The following is a 16,140-nucleotide window of genomic DNA, read 5'->3' on the forward strand; positions in this document are numbered from 1 at the left end:
AAGGCAGGCACACAACGTCCAGCGACTGGCTGTGGTCGCGTCGCAGGCATTTCAGGTATCGAGCGTAGTGAAATGGTTGTTCTGAGCTTCGGTTCGGACCGCCATTTCACTACCGTCGAATCGACGAGGTGCACTGGTGTCTGGTTGGACTAGAGGGTTTGCGTACGAGTTGCGGCGGGTTCGCAGTCGACAGGGAGGTTGTGTCGTCACGAGCGAATGTGGAGTTTTCATGGTTGCCGCGCTTGTCGCATGTATGGAGGTGGAGTGCCCCTTGCCCGCCCTCGTCGTCGCGGATCTGCACATGGTGGTGTGCTGTGTGCCGTGCCCTGTCACCTGTGCGCCATGCTGGGCTGCACTGTGAGGAAGGGAGTCGAACCCTCGCACTGCCCATCGTGCGCCAGGAGGCGGGCCGAATACCCGTCGGCCCAGCGGGTTGTGCACGCCTCCGCGACAACTACCTGCTCCACCTCGCTGCGTCAGTCCAGCAGATCGACCTCCCAATTGGCGCGCTGGATTCGCACGTCGAGCTCGCGAAGCTCCTTGGCAAGCTCATCGGCCTGCTCGCGCAGCCCCGCAACAGGCAAGGCGGACAACATCTTCAGCTCGGACCGCAACTGACGCGCATAACCCGGCTGCCCCTTACCCGAAGCCGCATCCGCCGCGGCGGTCACCACGGAATGCCGCAACCGCAACGTATCCCGACGCGCCAGCGCATCCGTCAAGGTGCCGTCCGAGTCGATCTGCGCGGCGGCATTGGTGCGATTGATGCGCCGAATCAACGTCTCGTACTCCCCGAGCACCTCACCGACCTCGGCAAGCAGCCCCGCCGCATCCTCGGCAGGCTCCTCCCCCTCCTGATAGCGAGCGCTGCTCACGATGCGAGCCCGCAGCTGCTCGATCCGCCGCGCCGAATCCGCCCGCAACGACAATGCCTCTGCCAGCTTCAAGGCCCCTCCCTTCGATGTCGACCGCAAAGTCTGAAATATAGATCCCACGCCAGAACGAGTCACGCCAATTTCCCTGCTCGCGAAACAGGCCCAGCTCGAAGGGATCTCGAGCTGGGCCTGTGTGCTGGTCGAGCGCACCAGAGGTGGCTATGGGCGATCGAACTCGCCATCTTGGACACCGGCAGTGAAGGCGGACCACTCGCCGGGCGTGAAGACCAGCGCAGGACCCGTCGGATTCTTGGAGTCCCGCACGCCAACCAGGCCGGCATCGAGGAACGCGACCTCTACACACTGACCATTGGACGCGCTGCGGCTGCTCTTGAACCAGCGTGCCCGGGACAGGTCAACGGTCACCGTACTTCTCCTTCGCCACCTGTCGTAGCAGGTCTCGCGTGCTCTTCTCATCCAGCGCTATCCGCCGGATATCGTCGGCCATTTCAGTGTATCGCTCAACCAGCTCAGGCTTCTCGAGGTAAAGATCGCTACTCATCCCACCGTCGAGATAGACCACTGGTGGCTCGATTGGCTTGCCCTTGCTGCCGATGCCGAAATCGAGAATCACAAACGAACTGTGCAAGATGCCGCGCGTGAATCCCGCCGAGTGGGGGTGTATTCGGAGGCTGACGTTCTCCAACTTGCTGACCTCGGCAAGCTGGCGGAGCTGCGCTGCCATCACTCGCGAATCTCCGACAACCCGATGTAAGGCAGATTCATCGAGCAGGATCTCCAACGCCAGAGGGGCCGCTTTCCGGGTGACAACCACCTGACGGCGCAGCCGGACCTGTACACGCCGCTCGATCTCGTCGAGGGTTCCGTCATGGAAGAACGCTCCGATCAGCGCACGAGCGTAGTCGGCAGTTTGCAGTAAGCCAGGTACTTGCACTTCGTACGACAAGAGCCGTCGAGCCGAGCGCTCCATACCGACATACATGTTGAACGCGTCCGAAAACAGCCCGCCGAGAGACGTAATGCCGTCCTCGTCCTTGGCCGCAGCCGCACGAGAGGCGAGGTCTACCGCTTGCTTCGTCTCCCCCTCCGCCACCTCATACAACATGCACAGCTCCCGAACGTCCTGCCGTTTCGGATTGACTGTGCGGCCGGCCTCCAGTCGCTGAAGCGCGTTGTAGCTGAGCTGAACCTCCCTAGCCGCATCCTGGATCGTCAAGCCCTGCTTCTCACGCAATTCGCGGAGGAACCGACCCAATTGGCGGCGCAGCAGAGTCGGAGACTCGTCCTGGGGCATCGCAGTACTCCTCGAGGTGAACACGCATTCGCTGGATTCCGAACCCGTTCTACCGCGTATCCGCATCTCGCCCTGGAGCTTTGGACAAGTTCATCTGAACATTCAGATTTCACTAATTGAAGGCCGGACCCGGTGCTGTGCTGGTCATGCGCCTGGAGCAAGGGTCGACCTCCCTCACGGTCCCTCCGGGCGTACCTGAGCCGCAGCCATCCCTGGAGGTCCGCAGATGCCGAATAACGTACTTCCGCAACGTGATCCATTCATCGGGCCACCGATGGCGTACGTGGGCGCACCGGCCGACGTGGTCGAGAGCTTCGTACACGCGATCCGTGAGTGGGCGGATCAACCCACATCTGCCGAATCGTCTCGGTGCCGGGGTGTACGGCCCCCCGGCACCGGGCGCACCAACCTCGAGGACCGATGATGCGCCGAGATCGCCTGCGTACCACCGAATCAGCGGATGGCCGAAAGGTCGTCACCTGGCGGCTGATCGGACACGATTGCCGGATTCTCCGTATACAGAACCGGGCCGACGCCTCGGCGTCATATCGATGGCCCAGTGGTGAACCAATGCCGGACGCAGGGCCGGGCATGGTGTTGTTCGATGAACCGAACGCCCCGGATCTCGCGGACGTCCGTGACGCATTCCCCGGTCACTACGATCTGTGGGACGCGCTGCGCGATGCCTACTGGGTCGCGCTGCTGAACGTCGCCGACCTTCCCGCGTCGGCGACGGAAACGTAAACCGATGTCCGAGAAGGACTGGACCGGACTCGATGTCGACCCCTCTGTGCGAGCGCTACTCGCGATCTTTCACGAGGACACGCCCGGGAAACTCGAACTGGCCCCGATAGCTAGCCGAGCGGTCCTCTACAGGTCCGATGGTTCGGCTTGCCTGATCGGCGCAGATGGATGACCCGTAGACGACGGCGACGGAGAGTGCCACTGGCCCGTCCACGTCACCCGGATCTGATGCCGAAACACTGCGGCCCGTGTCCACCGAAGTGGAACACGGGCCGCAGTAAGGGTTTTCGCTCAGTTGGCGTTCAGCAGGTCGATGACGAAGACCAGCGTCTTACCCGAGAGCTTGTGGCCCGCACCGGCGGGGCCGTAGGCCAGCTCCGGCGGGATGGTGAGCTGGCGACGACCGCCGACCTTCATGCCGGGGATGCCGTCCTGCCACGTAACCGGCGTAGATCTGACACGGGCGCCCGATCTTCAGTGGAAACTTGAAAGCCTGCACAATGTTCCAACCAGGCCGTATCCCAGCTGAGCAACCTCGTCGGCAGCGCCGTGGACCCGAGCACCGATCTCGGCACCCTAGTCCGCACGGTGGTCGACCAATTGACCGGCGCTAGTATGTAATTGGCCGATGGCGCCCGGTGGACGACCTCGTCGAGGTCGTCCACAACTGATCTCGAATCGAGACTCGTGGCGAGTTCGTGGCACGAAGTAGTTGATCACCGTTCCAAATGCCGGCGTCTTGGGGTATCAATAAGTCGTGCGTGATTGGGGCGGTATACGCGAAGACGAGACCTGCCAGCGGCTGGTTCTACCGAAGCTCGAACAAGCGGGCTGGCAGGACGAGCAAATCCGCAAGCAGTACGCCATCACCAAAGGCAAGATCATTGCCTCCGCTCGTAGGCATCGTCACGCTCGCGCGCTAGTCGCCGACTATGTGCTTGAGTATCGCGATGAGCTTCCGATCGCCGTAGTCGAGGCCAAACGGACGCGGATCAAGGCCGAAGACGGTTACGCACAGGCCACTCGATACGCCGAAAAGCTCGGACTCCCGGTGGCCTATGCCACAAACGGTCACCGCATCTGGGAGATAGTGATCGGTGGTCCGATCACGGAGGTTGCCGAGTTTCCGTCGCCGGAAGGACTGTGGCAGCGGTTCTGCCGCGATACCGGTGTCAAAAACGACCTGGAGAAGCGGCTACTGACCGCAGCATACAACTCGACACTGCGCGACAGCGACAACATTCGGCTACGGCCTCGGTACTACCAGCGCATTGCGGTCGATCGAGCACTGCAGGCCATTGCCCGAGACAACCGCAAAATCTTGCTCGTACTCGCCACCGGGGCAGGCAAGACGATGGTCGCGCTGCAACTCGTCGCGAAACTGAGGCAGTCGAACTGGACGCCGGGACGCATGCCACGGGTTCTCTACTTGGCTGACCGCAACATGCTCGTCGATCAGCCAAAGGACGACTACTTCATTCCAGCATTCGGCGATGTGGTGCACAAACTCACCCGTGGCCGCGATCAGCGGAGTCGAGAAATCTACTTCGCCCTCTACCAATCCATGGAGCAGGGCAACGAACAAGCGCTGTTCGAGATGTACGAGCGCGACTACTTTGACCTGATCATCGTGGACGAGTGCCATCGAGGCAGCGCCCGGTCGGCATCACAATGGCGCCGGATCCTGGAGCATTTCGACGGGGCCATCCAGATCGGCCTGACGGCCACGCCGATCAACTCCAACGACGCGGTCACCTTCGATTACTTCGGCAATCCGGTCTACGAGTACTCACTGCGAGACGGTATCGAAGACGGATTCCTCGCACCGTATCGAGTGCGCAGGGTCAGCCTGAACGTCGACGTCACGGGCTACGAGCCCGAACCCGGGAAGCTCGACACAGATGGTGATCCGGTGCCCTCCGGAATCTACGGACCGCGACAATACGAGCGTGTGCTCGCGATCCTCGATCGCACCAGCGAGGTAGCCCGGTATCTGACGGATTATCTCCGGGAGACCGACCGGATGGGCAAGACAATTGTCTTCTGCGAGAACAACGATCACGCCTGGCGCATGACAGTGGCGCTGCGCAACCGCAACCTCGACATGGTCGAGAGATATCATAATTATGTCTGCCGAATCACCGATGCCGACGGCGACCCTGGCCTAGCCCTGCTTGATGAGTTCCGCAAGGTCAGCACCGACGAACCGGTCATTGCGGTAACCAGCCAGTTGCTTTCCACTGGTATCGACCTACCATCGGTCAAGAACATCGTGATCTTCCGGCGCATCGCGTCGACACCCCTGTTCAAGCAGATGATCGGGCGAGGCACTCGACTCTGCCTGGAAGCTGGCAAAGGTTCGTTCGATATCATCGACTTAACCTATGCAACAAGGATATTCAACGATCCCTCCTTCGACGGACCGCCCCTGCGGCTCGTCGAGGACGCTGTCGACCTTGACGGCGCCGTCGTCGAGCGCGACGAGGTCATCCCAGACGAAGACGAAGAGGTCGCAGAACCCGACCATGCGTACGAACAACAAGACGAAGGGAAAATACCCGACAGCCCTGATCATCCCGCGGTCCCGATCGACGAGGACCTGGCCGATCAGATCCAGGCCAACGGCAAGCGGATCTATGTTGCCGATGTCGAAGTGTTCGTCTGGAATGAGGCGTTCTACCAGCTGGAACCCGATGGGCAGACCCTGCGACTCGTCGAGTACCGAGAGTTCGTCCGGGACCAGATTCTGTCGATGCGGTTGTCGCCGAACGATCTCCGGACCCAATGGGCCACCACGAAGAGTCGCACCGCCCTATTAGAAGAACTGCGCGCCCAAGCGATCGAGCCGGAGGATCTGCTCGCCAGGCTCGGACACCCTGAAGCCGATCCGATCGACTTGGTGATCTACGCCGCCTGGGAGCTACCCGTAGTTTCCCGCGCCGAACGAGCGCTACGAGTTCGACGCGAACAGCGGGAGTTCTTGGAGAGCTTCGGCCCTACAGCCAGAAAGGTCCTCGACGCACTGCTGGAGAAGTTCACCGAACACGGCGCTCAGGAGCTGAGCGCCAGCGCACTGCGCGTGGCTCCGTTCAGCCAGATCGGAAACTTGCGCAAGATCAGTACGATGTTCGGCGGCAAGGTGGAACTCCACGACGCGATCGACCACCTCGGGCAGTATCTGTTCGACGTCAGCTGACCTCCTACGAAAATTTGAGTTCCACGCACGAGCATGCACAGAACTAAAAATTACCTTTAGGAAGGTGCTAGACTCGCCTGGTGCGCCAGGATGAAAGCGGTCGCCGGGATCGGCTATGGCAGATCGCAACCCGCCAACGCGGCTACTTCACTGCGGCGGAAGCCAAAGATGCTGGATATTCCTACCAGGCTCAACACTTCCACACGGACCGGGGGAACTGGGTGCGGATCGACCGTGGGATCTATCGCCTTCGCGAGTACTCATCCCTACCCAGCCACGACACCGACCACTTAGTCCGATGGATGCTATGGAGTGGCGATCGGGCCGTCGTCTCTCACGACAGTGCACTCGCGGTTCACGATCTCGGAATCGCCAATCCTGACACCGTTCACCTCACCGTGCCGTCCGGCTTTCGGCAGAGGGATACCTCTGTCGTCCTGCACCGTGCCACATTGACCGATACGGACATCGAACAACACGAGGGCTTCCGCGTTACCACTCCGCTGAGAGCTGTCCTCGAGTCCGCCGAATCCGGCGTCGATCAGGACATCGTCGATTCGGCGGTCAATGAACTTCTCGATCGCGGGACCATGACCCGGCGGCGACTTGCGCACACAGCGCAAGCAGTGGGCCCACGCGCCGAGCTCGCAATCGAGCGGGCGTTGCGGAGCGTGGCCGAGTGATGCCGTACAAAACCAGCATAGATCTGCGTCGTGCTCTGGAGGACCGACTCAAGCGGGATTTCGAGACGTCCGGCCACGATCTCGGCCGACTCAGGCGGCGGGTGGTATTCGATCGGCTTGCCGTGCGGCTCGCTGGCGACGACGCCCACCAATGGATCCTGAAGGGCGGTGCGGCACTTGAATTTCGGCTGCGGGACAGGGCACGGGCGACAAAAGACATCGACTTCGCACTCGGGGATGACGCCCCCAGCGGCACTTCAGTGCGCGAGCTGCTCATCGATGCGCTCGCCGTCGACCAAGATGGGGACTGGTTCTCATTCCGAGTCGGCCAACCGACGACACTGTCGGCAGACACCGCTGGCCGCGGAGCATGGCGCTACTCGATCGAGGCATGGTTGGCCGGCAAATCGTTCTCAAATATCCGCCTCGATGTCGCCGCACGCGGCGAGGAGTTGGCGGCGATCGAGCACCTGACGCTGCCCGGATCACTTCAATTCGCCGGCATTCCCGCCCGTTCAATCGAAGCCGTGGACCGGCGGCAGCATTTCGCCGAGAAGCTGCATGCGCTGACCCGAGACTATGGCGATCGGCCGAATACACGGGTGAAGGACCTTGTCGATCTGGTCTTACTCATCGAGAACGGCCTGCGGTCCGACCCAACTCTGGTAGCCATCGTGCAACACGTATTCACCATCCGGAACACTCACCCGTGTCCCACAACGATCCCTGATCCACCGCCGCGATGGGCTGCCGAATATCCTGAATTCGCAGCGAAACTCACCGAATCCGAGGCCGATCTTCCATCCGCCCTGGCGCTGCTGCGCGGCTTCTGGAACGCGGCACTCGACGATGCATCCCGAAGGGAGCGTTAATCCATGCCCGCACGGACACAGCAGGAGGAGGCACTGGACTTCCCAGTGCCCACCAAGCGGAAGGTATACCGCACAAAGTCGGAGATCGCCTCGGCCATCAAGACCGCGCGCGACATCATGCGCAAGGATGCTGGCCTCAATGGCGATCTGGATCGATTGCCCCAGCTTTCCTGGCTATTGTTCCTGCGCGCGTTTGATGAACGAGTCGATGGATTGCGAGCGATCGAGTACGACGACTATATGCCTGCGCTGGACGAAACGCACCAGTGGCAAGCCTGGGGAGCGAACGAGGACTTCACTGGCGACAGTTTTCTGAACTTCGTCAATAACGATCTTCTACCGTACCTGCGCACGCTCGAAGGTTCGGGGCCGGACGACCCACGCAATGTAATCTCTTCGATCTTCCAGGAAGTCAACAACCGGATGCTGTCCGGTACGTTGCTGCGCGACCTCGTCAACATCGTGAACTCGATCGACTTTCAGGCCGACGACACTGTCCATACGATGGCGTTTGTCTACGAGTCGATCATGAAGGAGATGCGGGACGCCGCGGGCGATTCCGGCGAGTTCTACACACCGCGACCGGTCATCAAATTCATGGTGGAGCAGTCCTTCCTTAAACTTGGAGAATCAATACTCGATCCGGCGTGCGGCACCGGCGGATTTCTTGTCGAAGCATTCGATGAATCGAAACCACTGGTCACCAACTCGACGGAGCTGGCACAGTTACACAGCGATATTCGCGGCATAGAAAAGAAGCCGCTCCCCTATTTGCTGTGCATGATGAACTTACTACTGCACGATGTTGATGTTCCACGCGTTGTACGCGAAAACGCGCTCATAAAAATGCGCAACGAAACCAGTCGGCAGTACCTCGTCGATGTCGTGCTGACTAACCCGCCATTCGGTGGCGAAGAGGAGAAGTCCGTCGCGGACCGATTCCCGAAAGGTATTGCGACTCGCGAGACCGCCTGGCTGTTCGTATATTCGGTGATCGAGCGGCTCAAATCTGGCGGTCGGTGCGCGATCGTCCTACCGAACGGCTCTTTGTTCGAGACTCGCAGCGCGGCCAAGCAGATCAAGGAAAAGCTCCTGAAGGAGTGCAACCTGCACACCATCGTCCGGCTGCCACAAGGCGTGTTCGCGCCGTACACCCAGATTCCGGCCAACCTGTTGTTCTTCGAGAAGACCGGTCCGACCGAGGAAACCTGGTTCTACGAGATTCCAACGCCTGTAGGCCGACGCGGCTACACCAAGACCAAGCCGATGCGGCGCGAGGAGTTCGCCGGTTGTACCGCCTGGTGGGGCGGAAAGGCCCGCGAAGGCCGCGAGGATAGCGAGCATGCATGGAAGGTTTCCTCCAAGGAAATCAAGGGAAGGAATTTCAACCTCGATCTGAGCAACCCCAACACTGCCAACGACCTTGCCCATCGCCCACCCGCTGAACTTGTGGGAGACCTGATCAAGACGGAGAAGGAAATACTCGGCCTACTGGAGGAGATCGAGGCTGGGTTAAGGAGCTCCGAGTAATGCAGCTTCACATACACCGAGTCGGCGATATCTTGAACCTTGAGCGACGCCCTGCAGCCGTGGATCCAGAGGGTGTATTCAGAGAGGTTGGACTGCGGTCGTTCGGCCGAGGGCTGTTCCATAAGGACCCGGTCTCCGGAGTAGAGCTCGGCAGCAAGAGGGTGTTCCATATCCACCCGGGCGATCTCCTTTTCAGCAACGTATTCGCCTGGGAAGGCGCCGTCGCAATCGCTACGGAGAACGAAGATGGACTAATCGGCTCGCATCGGTTTATGACCTACCGCGTAGACGAATCTCAGGCAGATATCCGCTATCTCTGCCACTACTTCGCATCGGGCCCGGGACAAGACGCTATTCGTACCGCCTCACCCGGATCAGCGGGCAGGAACCGCACACTTGGAATTAACAGCTTCGCTGCTCAAGAAATACGCTTGCCCAGCAAGAATGAACAACAGCGCATCGCCGATAAGATCGACAATTTGCTCCGACGGGTTAATACCGTGGACGAACTCCGACGTACATCCTCTTCTTCAGCAGCGCAGAAGCTCCCGCTTGCCGGAATTGACCGGCTTCTCGCCACTTTCGCGGACGGCACTACAACCGTATCCAATTCTTGCGACATCGTAAACAACACAATTCATCCTGGCATGGATTGCGGGGAAGCCCAAGAATTCGTTGGTCTAGAACATATCGAATCCAACAGCGGACGCCGCATCGGTGGACGCCCGCTCGGCGACGAGAAGGGGAGGAAGCTTCGCTTCCAACCCGGCGACATTCTTTTCGGGTATCTCCGTCCATATCTCAACAAAGTATGGGTCGCTGACAAACATGGTCTGTGCAGTGTCGAACAGTACGTCTTGCGACCCAATGGAACTATGAGCGCTGAACTCATAGCAGCCGCCCTGCGTGGCATGAATTCATTGACCCGCACGACAGAGCTGACTCATAATCTCCAACTTCCGAGACTCCGCTCAGGACTCTTAATGTCGATGGAGATTCCTTTCATCCCTGCAGATCGCGAGAAACAAGCACTTAGTGAACTATCCAATTACATGAGCAAAAGCCAGCGCTACATCGATCTCCTGAAACACCGAGACCATCTATCGACTGCACTCCGCGCTTCTGTCCTCAACGCTGCCTTCGCGGGGAAGTTGTAATCCGCCGCCAGGCGCAATCGGTGATCACGATGTGGTCAAGGAAACGGAGTCCGACCGACTCAGAGGCCTCACGGAGGCGGTCAGTGGCGCTTCGATCTGCATCGCTGGGCTCAGGATTGCCAGACGGGTGATTGTGGGCGACTCCAAACGTCACACCTCCAGTGGCGAGAACTGTCGTGAGCACGTCTCGAACTGGAATGAGACTATGGTCGGTGGCGCCTTCGGTGAGACGGACTGTGCGCAGCAACGTGCCTGACTTGTCGCAGACGACGATCACCACGCGCTCATGTCTCAATCCATGCAGCAACGGTGAAGCGCAGGCCGCCAACTCGGCCGTCGTTGTAATCCTGCGTGGCACCGATTGTTCCTCCGCGAAAGCTCGTCGGGCAAGCTGAAACGCGGCCGCGACTCGCGTCGCTTTGGCTGGGCCAACGCCAAGCAGGCCGACTAGTTCGTGAGGCTCAGCCCGAGCCAGCCGCTTCAGTCCGCCCTGGCTCTCGATTACCTGCGCGGCCAGCTCCATCGCATCCAAATCGCGTGCGCCCGAACCTAATAGGAGGGCAAGCAGTTCACGGTCAGACAACGCCTCCGCACCACGCTCGAGCATTCGCTCGCGCGGACGATCGGCGGCTGGCAGATCCCGTAGTCGCACTTCCCCCTCCAATCTGACCGTCAGTCGACTGAGTCTCGATCGATCAGTACTTCTCCATCGGTATCGACACCTGGTTCATCGACGACCAATGCCCGTGAGTAGGGCGAGCTACCCACGGGCCCGATCAGCTCCATCAAACGCCTGTGCAACGTCATCGCCCGGGCCTCAAGAAACGCCCCATAGTCATCGCGCAGCGCGGCTTCGTATGCGGCATCGTCCACATAGCTGCGAGCCAGACGCTCACGAATCACCGATTCGCCCTCCATGTCGCACAGATCTTTCAGATACATCGAGGGTCGCTGATCACTGATGTGGATGTTCGTGATCGACGTCAGCATGATCAGATTCGCGCAGACATTCGCCCGTGCCGCAGACACACCCGCAGACTTCAAGAATGCCTTGGGGAAGAAGTGATGGAACTCCTTGTCGTTCTGCCATGCCAACGCACGGCCGACATCGATACACTGCCCGGAGCGGAGATCCTTCGGGCCAGCGTCGGCGAGGAGCAGCCCCAGGAGCTTGGCCGGTGCGTTGTTCGCGCGAAACTGACTACTGGTCCACAGCTTTTCGCGCGGTATCGGAGCATTGACATCTATCTCAGTCGCCCCGTCCGCAAAGGCACCGACCGCGACTAGGTCGTCGGCCATTTGCCTCGCGTTCCAGCCCTTGAAATACTCTCCGCTGGCGGTCAGCCAGAACCATCGCTCAACCGCGGACCGCTGCGATGATGTCGGTGTCGGTACCCGTCGGAATATCTCGACGAGCACCGCGAACTGGTTGAGGTACGGTAAAGCCGCGGCTTTGGGTGTTCCGATCTCCGTGGCTAGGAAGTCCACCGCACGACGCGCAGCCTTCGCGGCATCGGCAACGGCAGCTTCCAAACGATCCTGTGGCAGTTTCCGCAGACCCTGCATGTCGTCACGCGCGAAACCGAAGCCCGCCGACGCAGCAATCGTGCGCAACAATGTCTTGTCATCGACATGTCCGTAGTTCTTGCGGTCCAACACTTCGAGCAGTGTGTCTATTTCGTCCTGGAGATCGAAGCTTCTGCTCCAGGTCGCGGCCCGCATTAGGTCGACGATCGTCAGTGGCGTGTGGGTGCTGTTGATCCGCTCGAATACCTTGGCAACCTCACTCTCCGACATACCCCGGAGAGTGACCACAGCAATCTGGTAGTTCGTGAATCGCTCGTACAACAATTTCGCCCGGGCCGATAAATCCTGATCGGGAATCGCGGCAACCCGGGCGAAGTAATCCGATGGCGTCGACAGAAGACGCACGGGGAGAAGGTGTGATAGCGAGTCGTCGAAAGTTTGTGCTTGGCTGAATTCGCTAGTTCGCAAGTCGTAGACAATGTTCCAGCGGTTCTCTGGGTCACTATCCGGCTGCCAGAACAGCGCTCCACAGATACTCGCCAGACGCTGCTGCCCATCGAGCACGTAGTTCACCGGGTAGCCGGGGCGCGGTGGATCTATATCTAAACCGGCGATGCTGCGCTCGCTGGCGAGTTCACGGTCGGAGGTCTGCCAGAGCAGCACACTGCCGATCGGGTACCCACGTGCCACCGAATCCAGGAGATTCAGCACCTGCTGAGCCGACCAGACGAACTTGCGCTGGAACCTGGGCAGGATGACGTCGCCCTCGAGCACCCGCTCGGCCAGTGTCTCCAGCCGTGGCACCGTAGGTTCCGGATCCTGCACGCCACCCGATCTGCGGACCATGTGATCCCCCTCTGTCTCGACGACCAGATAGGGATCCTACGGTCGGGCACCGACACGTTCCGTGTGAAGCTTGCCTTGGTACGCTCCGACCCGCTCTTAATACGACTGCGGCCCGTGTCCACCGAAGTGGAACACGGGCCGCAGTAAGAGTTTTCGCTCAGTTGGCGTTCAGCAGGTCGATGACGAAGACCAGCGTCTTGCCCGAGAGCTTGTGGCCCGCACCGGCGGGGCCGTAGGCCAGCTCCGGCGGGATGGTGAGCTGGCGACGGCCGCCGACCTTCATGCCGGGGATGCCGTCCTGCCAGCCCTGGATCAGGCCACGCAGCGGGAAGGTGATGGACTCGCCACGGTTCCAGGACGAGTCGAACTCCTCGCCGGATTCGAATTCGACGCCGACGTAGTGCACCTCGACGTTGCCGCCGGGCACAGCTTCGGTGCCCTCGCCCTCGATGATGTCCTTGACAACCAGCTCGGTGGGCGCGGGGCCCGCCTGGAACTCGATCTCCGGCTTGGTCATTCGGCTATCCCCTTCGATAGGTGATGGTGGGTGATGTGATCAGCGGTTCGTGATCTCGTGGTAATCGCGGGCACCGTAACCGGTGTAAATCTGACGCGGGCGCCCGATCTTCAGTGGCTCGCTGTGCATTTCGCGCCAGTGCGCGATCCAGCCCGGCAGCCGGCCCATGGCGAACAACACCGTGAACATCCGGGTCGGGAAGCCCATGGCCTTGTAGATGACGCCGGTGTAGAAGTCGACGTTCGGGTACAGCTGACGCGAGATGAAGTACTCATCGGTCAGTGCGGCCTCTTCGAGCGCCTTCGCGATGTCGAACAGTTCGTCGTCGCCGCCGAGCTTGCTCAGGATCGAGTCGGCGTGCTTCTTGGCGATCGACGCGCGCGGGTCATAGTTGCGGTAGACGCGGTGCCCGAAGCCCATGAGCTTCACGCCGTCTTCCTTGTTCTTGACCTTGCGGATGAACTCCTTGACGTCGCCGCCCTGCTCCTTGATGCCGTCGAGCATCTCCAGCACAGCCTGGTTGGCGCCGCCGTGCAGCGGGCCCCACAGCGCGTTGATGCCACCGGAAACCGAGGTGAACAGGTTCGCGTCGGACGAGCCGACCAGACGCACCGTCGAGGTCGAGCAGTTCTGCTCGTGATCGGCGTGCAGGATCAGCAGCATGTCGAGCGCGGCGGCGATCTCGGGGTCGACCTCGTAGGGCTCGGCCGGGAAACCGAAGGTCATGCGCAGGAAGTTCTCGACCAGGGTCAGCGAGTTGTCCGGGTAGAGGAACGGCTGGCCGACCGACTTCTTGTACGAGTAGGCCGCGATGGTCGGCAACTTCGCCAGTAGTCGAATGGTGGATAGCTCGACCTGTTCGGGATCGCGCGGGTCCAGCGAATCCTGGTAGTAGGCCGACAGCGCGTTCACCGCGGAGGACAGCACCGGCATCGGGTGCGCGTTGCGCGGGAAGCCGTCGAAGAACCGCTTGAGGTCCTCGTGCAGCAGCGTGTGTCTGCGGATGCGATCGGTGAAATCGTCCAACTGCGCCTGCGTGGGCAGCTCGCCGTAGATCAGCAGGTAGCTGACCTCGATGAAGGTCGAGGTGCCCGCGAGCTGTTCGATCGGGTAGCCGCGGTAGCGCAGGATGCCCGCTTCGCCGTCGATGTAGGTGATCGCCGACTTGGTCGGCGCGGTGTTCATGAAACCGGGGTCGTAGGTGACGTATCCAGTGCTCGCCAGCATTTTGCCGAGGTCGATGCCGTCATTGCCTTCTTTGGCGTCGGCAACCGTCATGGCGTATTCGCCACCGGGGTAGCTCAGCACCGGCTTGGCGTCGTTGATGTGGTCTTTTTCGGGCACGGAAGGATCCCTCTCAGGCTAGGACCGTCGGCATCGGGGTGCGTCGGCACGGCGGTGCTCTCGTCTAGACGCTAGTCGTTGCTCGCACTGCCCGGGAACGAGGGTGCCCACCGGGCGAGCTCACAAACGTGTTCTGCGCGCGTGAGGTTTCGATACCCCTACTCATGAGTACTTCCGCCGCACCCCGCGCCGCGCGCGGCGTTCACTCGTTGCGCTCACTCACCGCAGGTACCGGCTCCGAGTGCGACCTGCTCACGCGATAGCGGAGGAAGGCGGGGAAGGCGAGCGCGGCCAGCACTACCCCGACCACGACCAGCACGCCGCCGCCCGCCGCCGCGACGGCGGTACCCAGGCTCGCCGCGGCAAAACCGTGGGCAACATCACCGATGCGCGGACCGCCTGCGACGATGACGATGAACACGCCCTGCAGCCTGCCGCGCATCTCGTCGGTGGCGACGGTTTGCAGCATCGTCACCCGCAGCGCGGCGGAGATCATGTCGACCGCACCACCGAAGGCCGAGCAGCCCAGCGCGATCCACAGGCCGAGCCCGAGACCGAGACCGTGCCCGGTGAAGCCGACGGCCAGACCGAAGCCGACCATCGCGAGCCCCCACAGTGCGATGCAGATCACTACCGCGAGGCCCTGCCGCCGGATGCGCGGAATCCAGCCGGAGAAGACGCCGCCCAGCACCGCGCCTACCGACATCGACGCGAACAGCAAGCCGAGCGCGACACCCCCGGTCGCCGGATCGCCGAAAGTCTCCTGCGCGATCTGCGGGAACAGCGCCCGCGGCATGCCGAACACCATCGCGATCACATCCACCGCGAACGAGGCGAGCAGGATGCGCTGCGTCGCCAGATAGGCGAACCCGTCCAGGACCGTGCGGAATCCGGCCTTGGTCGCGGTACCGGTCGGCGGGAACGCTGGCAGCTTCCACACCGCCCACACCGTGGCCAGCAGGGCGACCGCATCGATCAGATACAGCGTGGACAGCCCGACCACAGGGATCAGCGCGCCCGCGAGAACCGGCCCCGCGATGGCGCCGACCTGCTGGACGGTCATGCTGAGCGAATTGGCCGCGGCGAGCTGTTCCGGCGGCAACAGCCGGGGAATGGTCGCGCTGCGGGTCGGCTGATTCACCGCGAAAAAGGCCTGCTGCATGGCGAAAAGGCCGAGCACCACCCACACGTTGTCCAGTCCGGCCGCGGCCTGACCCCAGAAGGCCAGCGCGGTCACTCCGGTGCCGGCGTTGGTGATGAGCAGCAACTTGCGCCGATCCATCACGTCGGCCAGCGCGCCGCCCCACAGTCCGAACACGATCAACGGCACCAGGCCGAACAGCCCGGCCAGACCGACATAGCCCGAGCTGCCGGTGATCTGATAGATCTGCTGCGGCACGGCGACCACCGCCAACTGCGCCCCGACGACGGTGACGACGTTGGTCGACCACAGTCGCCGATAGTCCGGATAGCGCAGTGGGGTCGTATCGGCGAGCAGCTTCACCGGCGAGAGCGTATCGAGTCGGACCCGGCC

Annotated in this window: 14 protein-coding genes and 2 pseudogenes; 7 read left to right on the plus strand and 9 right to left on the minus strand. The window is 61.4% G+C overall.

Annotated features, from left to right (window positions below):
• Window positions 1-476: 476 nt before the first annotated feature.
• The 3 genes from ACFU4Z_RS02455 to ACFU4Z_RS02465 form a co-directional block, all read right to left on the minus strand.
• Window positions 477-947 (minus strand): DIP1984 family protein, encoded by a 471-nt coding sequence (locus ACFU4Z_RS02455; RefSeq protein WP_379059115.1) that lies wholly within the window; start codon window positions 945-947, stop codon window positions 477-479.
• 147 nt (window positions 948-1,094) lie between these two features.
• Window positions 1,095-1,301 carry a DUF397 domain-containing protein gene (locus tag ACFU4Z_RS02460; protein WP_379059117.1) on the minus strand — a complete coding sequence of 69 codons (207 nt, stop codon included), beginning with the start codon at window positions 1,299-1,301 and terminating at the stop codon, window positions 1,095-1,097.
• Window positions 1,291-2,190, minus strand: a complete 900-nt coding sequence (locus tag ACFU4Z_RS02465; RefSeq protein ID WP_379059119.1) for a helix-turn-helix domain-containing protein — start codon at window positions 2,188-2,190, stop codon at window positions 1,291-1,293. The genes ACFU4Z_RS02460 and ACFU4Z_RS02465 overlap by 11 nt, the downstream gene beginning before the upstream one ends.
• A 570-nt stretch (window positions 2,191-2,760) precedes the next feature.
• Here ACFU4Z_RS02465 and ACFU4Z_RS02470 point away from each other — a divergent pair.
• Complete coding sequence (locus tag ACFU4Z_RS02470; protein WP_379059121.1) at window positions 2,761-2,934, plus strand: hypothetical protein; 174 nt, start codon at window positions 2,761-2,763, stop codon at window positions 2,932-2,934.
• A 291-nt stretch (window positions 2,935-3,225) separates the two neighbouring features.
• On the opposite strand, the pseudogene ACFU4Z_RS02475 reads toward ACFU4Z_RS02470, so the two are convergent.
• Window positions 3,226-3,372: pseudogene (locus tag ACFU4Z_RS02475) on the minus strand (FKBP-type peptidyl-prolyl cis-trans isomerase); the annotation flags it as partial.
• 319 nt (window positions 3,373-3,691) lie between these two features.
• Between ACFU4Z_RS02475 and hsdR the strand changes: the two are divergent.
• The 6 genes and pseudogenes from hsdR (at window position 3,692) to ACFU4Z_RS02505 (ending at window position 10,372) form a co-directional block, all read left to right on the plus strand.
• Window positions 3,692-6,130 carry an EcoAI/FtnUII family type I restriction enzme subunit R gene (hsdR, locus tag ACFU4Z_RS02480; protein WP_379059123.1) on the plus strand — a complete coding sequence of 813 codons (2,439 nt, stop codon included), beginning with the start codon at window positions 3,692-3,694 and terminating at the stop codon, window positions 6,128-6,130.
• Between the two features lie 80 nt (window positions 6,131-6,210).
• A pseudogene (locus ACFU4Z_RS02485) lies at window positions 6,211-6,369 on the plus strand (hypothetical protein); the annotation flags it as partial.
• Window positions 6,370-6,582: 213 nt separating this feature from the next.
• Window positions 6,583-6,813 (plus strand): hypothetical protein, encoded by a 231-nt coding sequence (locus ACFU4Z_RS02490; RefSeq protein WP_379059322.1) that lies wholly within the window; start codon window positions 6,583-6,585, stop codon window positions 6,811-6,813.
• Entirely contained in the window at window positions 6,813-7,685 is an 873-nt protein-coding gene (locus ACFU4Z_RS02495) for a nucleotidyl transferase AbiEii/AbiGii toxin family protein (protein ID WP_379059308.1), read from the plus strand. Before ACFU4Z_RS02490 ends, ACFU4Z_RS02495 begins: the two co-directional genes overlap by 1 nt.
• 3 nt (window positions 7,686-7,688) lie before the next feature.
• Entirely contained in the window at window positions 7,689-9,215 is a 1,527-nt protein-coding gene (locus tag ACFU4Z_RS02500) for an N-6 DNA methylase (protein WP_379059125.1), read from the plus strand.
• On the plus strand, window positions 9,215-10,372 hold the full coding sequence (locus ACFU4Z_RS02505; RefSeq protein WP_379059127.1) for a hypothetical protein: 1,158 nt from the start codon (window positions 9,215-9,217) through the stop codon (window positions 10,370-10,372). The genes ACFU4Z_RS02500 and ACFU4Z_RS02505 overlap by 1 nt, the downstream gene beginning before the upstream one ends.
• Here the strand turns inward: ACFU4Z_RS02505 and ACFU4Z_RS02510 are convergent.
• From ACFU4Z_RS02510 to ACFU4Z_RS02530, 5 genes are all read right to left on the minus strand, one after another.
• On the minus strand, window positions 10,344-11,024 hold the full coding sequence (locus tag ACFU4Z_RS02510) for a RadC family protein (protein ID WP_379059129.1): 681 nt from the start codon (window positions 11,022-11,024) through the stop codon (window positions 10,344-10,346). The two genes, ACFU4Z_RS02505 and ACFU4Z_RS02510, sit on opposite strands and share 29 nt — an antisense overlap.
• A 20-nt stretch (window positions 11,025-11,044) precedes the next feature.
• Window positions 11,045-12,745 carry a DUF262 domain-containing protein gene (locus tag ACFU4Z_RS02515; RefSeq protein WP_379059131.1) on the minus strand — a complete coding sequence of 567 codons (1,701 nt, stop codon included), beginning with the start codon at window positions 12,743-12,745 and terminating at the stop codon, window positions 11,045-11,047.
• 157 nt (window positions 12,746-12,902) lie between these two features.
• Entirely contained in the window at window positions 12,903-13,262 is a 360-nt protein-coding gene (locus ACFU4Z_RS02520; protein ID WP_379059133.1) for an FKBP-type peptidyl-prolyl cis-trans isomerase, read from the minus strand.
• Window positions 13,263-13,301: 39 nt separating this feature from the next.
• Entirely contained in the window at window positions 13,302-14,606 is a 1,305-nt protein-coding gene (locus ACFU4Z_RS02525; RefSeq protein ID WP_379059135.1) for a citrate synthase, read from the minus strand.
• Between the two features lie 202 nt (window positions 14,607-14,808).
• Window positions 14,809-16,110, minus strand: a complete 1,302-nt coding sequence (locus tag ACFU4Z_RS02530; protein WP_379059137.1) for an MFS transporter — start codon at window positions 16,108-16,110, stop codon at window positions 14,809-14,811.
• Window positions 16,111-16,140 lie beyond the last annotated feature (30 nt).

The organism is Nocardia sp. NPDC057440 (genome assembly GCF_042802915.1).
Taxonomy (GTDB): Bacteria; Actinomycetota; Actinomycetes; order Mycobacteriales; family Mycobacteriaceae; genus Nocardia.

What these genes read in the sequence shown, in the direction of transcription:
- ACFU4Z_RS02465 (WP_379059119.1), bottom strand. Translation starts at nt 2,190, where the DNA reads ATGCCCCAGGACGAGTCTCCGACTCTGCTGCGCCGCCAATTGGGTCGG.
- ACFU4Z_RS02495 (WP_379059308.1), top strand. Translation starts at nt 6,813, where the DNA reads ATGCCGTACAAAACCAGCATAGATCTGCGTCGTGCTCTGGAGGACCGA.
- ACFU4Z_RS02505 (WP_379059127.1), top strand. Translation starts at nt 9,215, where the DNA reads ATGCAGCTTCACATACACCGAGTCGGCGATATCTTGAACCTTGAGCGA.
- ACFU4Z_RS02500 (WP_379059125.1), top strand. Translation starts at nt 7,689, where the DNA reads ATGCCCGCACGGACACAGCAGGAGGAGGCACTGGACTTCCCAGTGCCC.
- ACFU4Z_RS02515 (WP_379059131.1), bottom strand. Translation starts at nt 12,745, where the DNA reads ATGGTCCGCAGATCGGGTGGCGTGCAGGATCCGGAACCTACGGTGCCA.
- ACFU4Z_RS02520 (WP_379059133.1), bottom strand. Translation starts at nt 13,262, where the DNA reads ATGACCAAGCCGGAGATCGAGTTCCAGGCGGGCCCCGCGCCCACCGAG.
- ACFU4Z_RS02470 (WP_379059121.1), top strand. Translation starts at nt 2,761, where the DNA reads ATGCCGGACGCAGGGCCGGGCATGGTGTTGTTCGATGAACCGAACGCC.